Origin of the sequence: Methylomonas lenta, from assembly GCF_001644015.1 — a bacterium.
Taxonomy (GTDB): domain Bacteria; phylum Pseudomonadota; class Gammaproteobacteria; order Methylococcales; family Methylomonadaceae; genus Methylomonas; species Methylomonas lenta.
Window position 1 is genome coordinate 1 of record NZ_LUUI01000167.1, and the last position, 9,370, is coordinate 9,370.

General features: G+C 48.4%; 5 protein-coding genes. All 5 read right to left on the bottom strand.

The genetic code is table 11. The annotated features are described in order from the left end of the window. Nucleotides 1-42 precede the first annotated feature (42 nt). Entirely contained in the window at nucleotides 43-3,402 is a 3,360-nt protein-coding gene (locus A1359_RS21275) for an EAL domain-containing protein (RefSeq protein ID WP_066988175.1), read from the bottom strand. Nucleotides 3,403-3,464: 62 nt separating this feature from the next. After that, nucleotides 3,465-3,890 (bottom strand): response regulator, encoded by a 426-nt coding sequence (locus A1359_RS21280; RefSeq protein WP_066988177.1) that lies wholly within the window; start codon nucleotides 3,888-3,890, stop codon nucleotides 3,465-3,467. 163 nt (nucleotides 3,891-4,053) lie between these two features. Further along, nucleotides 4,054-6,678 (bottom strand): PAS domain-containing sensor histidine kinase, encoded by a 2,625-nt coding sequence (locus A1359_RS21285; RefSeq protein WP_066988179.1) that lies wholly within the window; start codon nucleotides 6,676-6,678, stop codon nucleotides 4,054-4,056. Continuing rightward, nucleotides 6,675-8,366 carry a PAS domain-containing protein gene (locus A1359_RS21290; protein WP_066988181.1) on the bottom strand — a complete coding sequence of 564 codons (1,692 nt, stop codon included), beginning with the start codon at nucleotides 8,364-8,366 and terminating at the stop codon, nucleotides 6,675-6,677. Before A1359_RS21290 ends, A1359_RS21285 begins: the two co-directional genes overlap by 4 nt. After that, nucleotides 8,363-9,370 (bottom strand): ABC transporter substrate-binding protein (locus tag A1359_RS21295; RefSeq protein WP_332310108.1); only part of this gene is annotated, 1,008 nt, incomplete at its 5' end. The genes A1359_RS21290 and A1359_RS21295, both read right to left, overlap by 4 nt.

Genomic DNA, 9,370 nt, shown 5'->3' on the forward strand with positions numbered 1-9,370 from the left:
AATGGCAGTGACGCAGAGCATGGGTACCATAAAAACGTGTATCTAGCTTGCCCTATCACGTAAGCGTTGTTCTACAAGCGCTGCTGGCTCGGGCCGGTGGGATAAATAACCCTGGTAATAATCGCAGCCGTGTTGGCGGACAAAATCCAATTGCTGCTCGGTTTCCACACCCTCGGCTAATACATCCAGCTTCAGAATGTGAGACATGGCAATAATGGTAGCGGTGATTTCTCTATCATTGTCATCATCCACAAGCCCACGGATAAAACTCTGATCGATTTTCAGTTTATCGATCGGAAACTGCTTCAGGTAGGCCAGTGAAGAATAGCCGGTACCAAAATCGTCTATGGACAAACGTACGCCTAAATCCTTTAAGGCATTCAGGGTTGCGATGGAATGCTTGGCGTTGTCCATCAACATGCCTTCAGTCAATTCCAGCTCCAGATACTGGGCTGGAAAACCGGTATTGGCTAATACCTGCCGCACCAAGGCCACCACATCAGCCGATTGAAACTGCCGCCCTGAGAGATTCACCGCCACTATCATCGCCGGCAAGCCGGCATCGAGCCAGGCCCGACCCTGTTTACAAGCCGTACGCAACACCCATTCACCCAATGGCACAATCAAGCCGGTTTCTTCGGCAATAGGGATAAATTTGCCCGGAGGCACCATATCCTCTCCTGGCGGCTGCCAGCGTACCAACGCTTCAACGCCGGCAAACTGGCCCGTATTCACGTTGATTAATAGCTGGTAATGCAAAATAAACTCGCTGTCGATAAGCGCCCGGCGTAAGCGGGTATCCAGACTTAAGCGCTCACTAGCTGCGCTACTGAGTGCCTGGGTATGGAAGCGAAAGGTATTTCGTCCTTCCTGCTTGGCCAGATACATCGCCATATCCGCATGCTGAATCAATTCCGTCACATCATTGGCATCGTCCGGAAACAGACTGATACCTATACTGATACCAAGATAAATTTCATGTCCGTTTGAGAGCCTAAACGATGGTTTCAGCAGCTCGATCATGGTTTGCGCTACCGTAGCGGCCACTTCGGCTTGTTCGATTTGCTCCAGCACCAATAGAAATTCATCACCACCCAGTCGTGCCAATGTATCTTCCTCGCGAAGACGGCTGATCAAGCGACTGGCTAACAAACTTAACAATTCATCACCACAGGGATGGCCAAGGCTGTCATTGACTGTTTTAAAATGATCCAAGTCAAGATAGAGCACCGCGACCTTATGCCGATGGCGCTGCGCCCGTTCTATAGCGTGGAGTAAGCGCGATTGCACCAAAAGCCGGTTTGGCAGATCCGTTAATGGATCGTAGTGGGCCATATGCTCTAAACGTGCTTCAGACTGTTTGATCTGACTAATATCGGAAAAAACCCCGACATACTGATAAGGCAGGCCTTGATCATCATACACAGTGCTAATTGTTAACCACTGCGGATAAAGTTCGCCGTTTTTACGTCGATTCCAAATCTCCCCCTGCCAATGACCTGTGTCAAGCAGCCGAGACCATAACGCTTGATAGAACGCCGCATCGTGCCGGCCCGATTGTAGGTAATTAGGATTTTTGCCTAACACCTCAACTTCACTGTAACCGGTAATTTCTGAGTAGGCACGATTGATTGCCACAATACGGGGCTGCAAATCGGTGATTAATATGCCTTCGCGAGTGGCTTCAAATACTGCAGCTGCCTGACGTAGCGATTCGGCCGCGCGCACTTTTTGCACGGCTAACGCGGTGATACGGGTAAATTCCTCAACCAGCACCCATTCATCCGCTAAAGGTTCACGAACACAATCGTAATAAACAGCAAACGTGCCCAACACCTGTCCCGTTTCGTCTTTATAAGGTATAGAGCAACAAGCACGCAGGCCGGCTCTTCGGGTTAAATCTAGATAAGCCGACCAAAAAGGATGATGTTCGATGTCAGAAACAATCACCGGCTCGCCACGCCAGGCTGCCGTCCCACAAGAGCGACGACCCTCGCCTGGCGCTAAACAATCCACCGTCTTATTGTAAAACTCCGGCAAACTTGGCGCGGCCCCCTGCATTAAACAACCGGTGATTGGATCGAGCAGCATAATGGCGACACGCATATCCGGATAAATGGCTTCTACGCGTGTTGCAATATCGTCCAGAATCAGCGGGAGAGGTTGATTGGCGACTATGCGATCCAATACCGACTGACGAGCCAGACGCACGGCTTCGGTCCGTTTATGTTCACTCACATCCAGCCACGCGCCGACCACTTCAAGCGGCTGGCCTTGGTCATCACGAATCAGTTTGAGTTCGTCTCTTAGCCAGATGATACGACTATCCGCACAGATAAAACGATATTCATGTATCAGTTGATCATCAACCAGCAAATTCGCTTGACTGGCTATTACGGATTCTCTATCGGCAGGAAACAAATGCATTTGCCACCAACCTGGTAGCAGGGCTTGTTCCATCGTGTAGCCCAGCAGGCGTTCGACATTGTCGCTTATCCATGTAGTGCTGATGGTTTGCTCTGAAAAACGCAGGTTATACAGTATGGTTGGACTGGCGGCCAATACCCGCGAAAGGCGTTGCCCGGTACGTTTTAAAACCATGCGTTCGCGATTGAGTTCTGCTAAATGTACGACTTTTTCTAGCGTGGCCGGCAGTTCGAACAAATAACCTTCGCGCTTGGCAAGATAATCATCCACGCCTAAATGCAAGGCACGCACCGCTATGTCCTCGCTACCCTGACCTGTCACCAGCACGATGGGTATATCAAGGCCGCGTTTCTCGCGTAGTACTTTTGCCAGTTCCAGGCCATCCATACCCGGCAAACGATAATCTATTAACAACACATCGAAATCAGACGACGCCTCATTTGAATCAGGCAGACATGCCAAAGCCTCCGGGCCATTTTGAACCGATGTCAAATGAATATGCGGGGCATGATGTGCTAGATGACGACGGGTCAAATCGCTATCAAATAAATTGTGCTCGACTTGCAGGACCCGCAGTATTCGGTTGCTACGATTGACGCTATCCCGAAACCGCGTCATGGCTAAATGGAGCGCGGCAGGCAGCCGGTTTAAATAATCGTTCCGCTTAACCAGATAATCATCCGCACCGGCTTTGAGGGCTGCAATTGCAGCATTTTGATCGCCGGAACCGGTGAGTATAACCACTGCCAACGGCAGTTTTCGCTCACGCACATAGTTTAAAGCAGCCAAACCGGAGCCATCCGGCAAGGACAAATCAGACAGTAATAAATCGTACCCGGCAGACGGGCTAAGTCTGGCCAAACCTTCTACCAGGCTTGCTGCAATGTCTAGCTCAATATCCGGCGCAGATTTCTTCAACGCCCGCCGAGTCAAATCGGCATCGTTATTAGAGTCTTCGATATAAAGCACTTTCATCAAGAGTCAGCGTGTTTGAAGATTAAGAACACATATTTAATGAATATGCAGTGCAAACGCTATCAAGCTATTGGCTTTTCATTTAACACGCACCAGTAAAGCTCGACCTGTTGCGCAACATCCATAAATTTTTCAAATTCAACCGGCTTGACAATATAAGAATTAGCGCCTAAAGCGTAAGCGGTACTGATATCCTTATCCTCTTTGGAGGTCGTCAAAATCACCACCGGAATCATATGCAACAAAGGGTGGGCTTTTAGTTCGCGTAACACAGTCAAACCATCCACCCGTGGCATTTTCAAATCCAGCAATATTACCGCCGGTTTCTGTTCGCCGGATTCCCAGCGCGGTATCCAGGCCAACGCTTCTTCTCCGTCGCGAGCCACCAGCACTTCATTAACCAGCTTACGCCGTTTGAACGCACGCAAGGTCAGATCGACATCAACAGGATTGTCATCAACTAACAGAATCGGAGGATAGGTATTCATGGTTGCTTAAGTCCTGATATCAATAGCAGGTTATTTTATCGTTTGCATGGGTTGCTTTATTCATCCTGGTAGGCTGAATAAGTACAGCGCATAAGACAAACAGCGTAGATACGCAGGACTTATGTACCTTAAATTGATTAGAAACTTTAAATTATTACTCTTCTTAGCCTTTGGCTAGCGGCAATTGCAAATAAAAACTTGCACCCTGCCCCGGCTCACTTTCTGCCCAGACTTTACCACCCATGCGTTGGATGGCTTTTTTGACTAAAGCCAGACCCACTCCTGTGCCGGGATAATCTTCTACACGTTGCAAACGCTGAAAAATTTCAAAAATGCGATCGTGGTAGATCATATCAAACCCGATACCATTATCGGTTATTTTTACAATTGCGAAATGGTTTTCCTCTCGCAGACTGATCTCAATCCGTGGCGGCATCGCCCGAGCACTGAATTTAAAAGCATTTTCCAACAAATTACGCATTACGATACTCAAACCACTGGCGTCAGCTTGCACCCAAACGGTAGCTAAATCGGTACGAATCTCCACACCCCCTGCCGCAATGTCATCAGCTTTTTCCGCTAACAACTGATTAATCATCAGCGCCAAATCCAACTTATTGCTGTCTAATTTACGTCGCTCCATCCGTGAATACGCTAATAGATCATCGATCAGCTCACCCATACACATAACACCATTACGAATATTAGCAATAAATAACCGCCCATCGTCATCTAAAGCAGTAGCATAATCTTCCTGGAGTAATTGACTGTAGCCTTCGATACCTCGCAGTGGCGCTTTTAAGTCGTGGGAGACTGAATAAACAAAACTTTCGAGTGATTTATTAAGTATGTCAAGTTCGGCTGTGCGTTCAACCACTCTGGCTTCCAAGCCGGTATTAATGGCACGTAAATCCTCTTCGGCCTGTCGCAGAGCCGTGATATCACGCGCAATACCCAGCACGCCCACAACATCTCCATCAACATTAAATACCGGCACTTTTACTGTTTGGAAGAGTCCCCGGTAACCAGTTTCCGCAAACGTCAGCCATTCTTCATTGATGATGGTCACATTCGTTTCTAGCGCACGGCGATCATTGGTATGGAAAAAGTCGGCTAAATCGGCATTAACAAAGTCGTAATCGGTATGACCGAGAATATCCACTTCCGGCTTGCCATAGTATCGTTCAAAAGCAGCGTTACACTGAAGATAGATACCGTCGACATTCTTTAACCAGATTAAATCGGGAATAGTGTTGATCAAAACACGCATACGGGCTTCACTATCACTCAGTGCAGCCAGAGCTGTTTCGGCTTTTATGCGGGCGGCATTGGCATCTTGCATTTGATTAAGAATGGCCAGTCGTGCTTCCTTTTGTTGTTGCAGCGCCTGGATTTGAGCCGACTCCAAATCCCGCTGAATGCGTTTGCGTTCGCTGATATTCAAGACAATTGTCAGACGATGTAGCGGCCGCCCCTCAGCATCCGGTATCACGGTAATATCCAGCAATACCGGTAAGCGACGACCATCTTTACACAGATGCTCGGTTTCAAATATACCGTGAGACTTAACGGCTAAATCCGCAAGCATCTGCTGAACATCTGTTTTGCAATCAGGTGGAAACAATTGTGCCAATGGCATTTGGCGCATTGCTTCACAGGTGTAGCCACGCTCAAGCGCAAAAGCTGAATTGACCGACACGATACAATTGCTGCGTGCATCTGTAATGACCAAGCCCACTTGCGTTTGTTCGAAGGATTTCGTCCACAGGCGCAACTCATCTTCAGAACGCCGGCGCTCGGTGACGTCCATAAAAGTGGTCAAAAGCCCCTCTTTCAGAGCGATACTATGAATATGCATAATACGTTGCTGACCATCTTTGCAGCTTATCCGAAATTCGCCTGCATCAATGCTATCGGTTGATTCCACGCTACCAGCCACTGCCGTATTCCAAATAGCCTCAACTTCAGCACGATAAACTGGGTCGGGATAAGCTCGCCGACACCACTCCGCTAAAGTTGGCATGTCTGCGGCGGAATAACCAAACAATTGTTCAAAGCGGACATTTTGATCCTGAATGATCCCCTGCTTGTCAACCAATCCCATCGCCAACGGCGCCTTCTGAAATAAATTCCGAAAGCGGGTTAGGCTGGCAGCCAATGCCTGCGAAGTTTCTTCCAGTCGAAGTCTGTGCTGATTTTCCTGGCGTCGTGACTGGTGCAAAGCTTCGCTGACCAAACTTACCGTCAAACCATTAAAAATCAATACACTCCATTGAAAAAGATTCATGTTTGTCTGTATGACAAAGCGTCCAACCGGGAACATATTATAAGCCGAGGCAGCGGCGGCTATGCCGGTTGCCAGTAGTCCAGGACCAAGACCACCCAGTAAGGCCGCCAAAATGACTGGCAAGATGTACAAAATCAGTTGAGGTGAATCGCCAAAAACGGGGACTAAATTGTTACGCAAAACCTGCACAACCCCAACCAGTACCACTGCAAACACATAAATCAACCAACGTGGCCATAGATGAGCTAGCAATATATCCGGCAAGGAACTATCGACTGCTATTTTTTCTGCAGCGGATGGCGTACCTTGCAACATAAAATAAAATACGATTACGCTGACCAAGACGAAAAATGCGCCTTTAGATGAGGACAAGCCAACGATAGAGTCCACATCCACTAAAGACGCCAGCAAACGGTCCGAGAGAAATATCCATGCTAAAGCCATCACAGCATAGGCAGAACAAGCGAATAGAATGTAGCGCTGACGAGTAACAGGCTTCATGATGATTGATCAGATTTGTCTGATTTGGAACTGTCGTGGGTAAAACCAAGATCAAATGGCGGCTGCCGGCCCAGTTTGGTAGATAGCTCATTAACCTGTTTTTTTAGCTCTATCATTGTCAACTCGCGATCCACAGAGGCAGCATTAAAACTTTCGAGTTCTTGGTTTCGTTGCTGCAAGTCCAATTCCACACGCTTGAGGGCTGTGATGTCGATCATAACAGCCACTCGGCAAACCTGATCGTTGTAAATCAGATCATTTGAATGCGCGACTACATTGATATATTCGCCGGTTTTGATACGGTGGTGCCATTCACCCACACAAACATGCCCAGTTAAGTTGCGAGCCAACTTGATAATGGCTGCTTGTTCGGCTTCCGGATACAAATCGGGCAGTTGAAATTGTAGAGCCTCATCATGGCTATAACCGTAATGGCGTCGAAAGGCTTCGTTAACTGACACCAACTGTAAACCAGCACGCTGGTAAATCAACATGGGCGCAGGGTTATGTTCAAACAAATAGCGATAATAGGCTTCGCTAGCCGCCAACTGCGCGTGTAACTGTTTTTCGTCAGTAATATCCAAACAAGAACCGATGTAACCGAGGAAACAGTTATCGGCATCATAGCGCGGCATGCCTTGATCTAACAGCCAGCGATATTCACCGTCATGTCGACGTAAGCGATATTCGATGGAAAAGGCTGAACGAGCGTCAAAAGCAGTCTGGTAAATATTCAAACAGCGCTCAAAATCATCCGGGTGCACACCTTCAGCCCAGCCATTACCCTGCTCTTGCGCCAAACTACGACCGGTGAAATCCAGCCAGCGTTGATTGAACCAGTCACAAGCCTTATCTAAATCAGAGGTCCAAAACAACGCCGGCGAAGCATTAGCAATGACATTAAGATTACGCAGAGATTGGCGCAAGTCAGCTTGATAGCGTTGCTGATTGACAGCCATGTTATCAAGCGCATTGCCGATCGCTGCCAGTTCGTCGCTGCCTTGCATGCGAGCACGCGCGGCCAGATTGCCCGCCCCTAATGCCATGGCGGTTGCGGTGAGATGCGCTGCACGGCGAAACCAAATTATGTGCAGCAAGCCTGCTAAAAATGCTGAGAAAAACAAGATCATGCCAGCCTGGCGCCACAGATGAACTTTACCCAGCGCCAAACGCTCCGCCAAAGCGGGTGTTAAATCCAAGCTAACCAGTAAACGAAAGTCTGGGTAAATGCCGACTTCAGCCAACAAGGCATTCTCAGCTGCAAGATATTGAACATGTATATCCGGCTGCCAGATTGCCAGGCTTTGCCTGCTAGCCTGGCGTAAATCGGCTGATTGTTTGCCTAAAATCGTTTCCAGCGGCTGATTCAGCTCGGTTCGGGATGTCGCCGCAATAATCTGGTAATTTTGGTCTATTAACCAGGCATGCGTAATACCACTATGTAATGTCAAGCCAGACACCAAGCGCCGCACTTGCATTAAATTACCCTGACCCAATTCATGCTCCAAACGAGTCTGCTCGACGCCCAGACGTTCCCGCAGCCGCTGCTGTTCGTTGTACTGCACTGAATCCGAGTATTCTTTTACTTGCAATTGGTAGATAACGCCAATCGCCATGACCGCCGTCAAAGCAAACAATAATGGCACTAACCAACGTGCCGACAAGGCGAGTAATGGACTCCAAATCATGGTTGCCGCCCCAAAGCCAGCAATGCAGCTCTATTATCCAGCAATGCGTTCCAGTCCGGTGCCTTTTGCAATAACCCTAGCTGCTGCAATGTGTCCACTAATGGCACAGAATCATGAATGAAGGGCGCTGGTGGCCCAGCAAGTAATCTGGCGCTATCTTGCAGGGATACAAAATATAGTCCTTTTAAGGTATCCAGGTACTCTTCCCGACTAAGATCAGTCCCCACTGCAAGTAAGGCCGCTGATCGTTCAGGATTTGCTTGCAATGCCTGAAGCCCATGCTCCCAAGCTTGTAAAAGATAAGCTGTACGCTGTGGTGCTATATTGGCTTGTACGACCAGGACATCAACAACCTCACCAGGCATTTGGCTACTATCGAGCAGGCTATGGAAACCCAAATTCAACAAACGGCTTTTCATAGGTTCAAAGGTAATTACAACATCGGCGCTACCATTGGCCAATACATCTGCATGTATGGCCGCTTCAACATGTAATGTCTCCACTTGATCATGATTTAAACCGCCCGCTTTTAATAAACGATCCAGCATTAAGGCGCCCAAGGCGGTCTTTTCCAATGCAATGCGTTTGCCTTTTAAGTCAGTAAGGCTGGCTATATCCGGACCTGCCAATACGGCATCGGCACCATTTGAGGCATCCAGGACGGCGACTATTTTGAGCGCCATTCCCGTATCGGCCAATCGCAAAGCTTCATCCAATGTTAAAGCCGCTGCGTCCAATAAACCATTGCGCAAGGCGCGGGTACTTTCGGTATTGGAATGCAACTCGATTATCTGCAGCTGCTTGGCATCGACTAATGCCTGCTCACGTGCCAGCACCAAGGGATCGTAGCCAACCCACGGATTGATCCCCACCCGCAACGGCGGTGGCGGCGAATCCTGACAACCGACCAGCAATATCCATACAAACATAAGCATATGGCGGGCTGTAATTTTCATGCTTAGATTACCGTTGCGTTTTATTGAAAAGCTTAGGAATGCGCATGA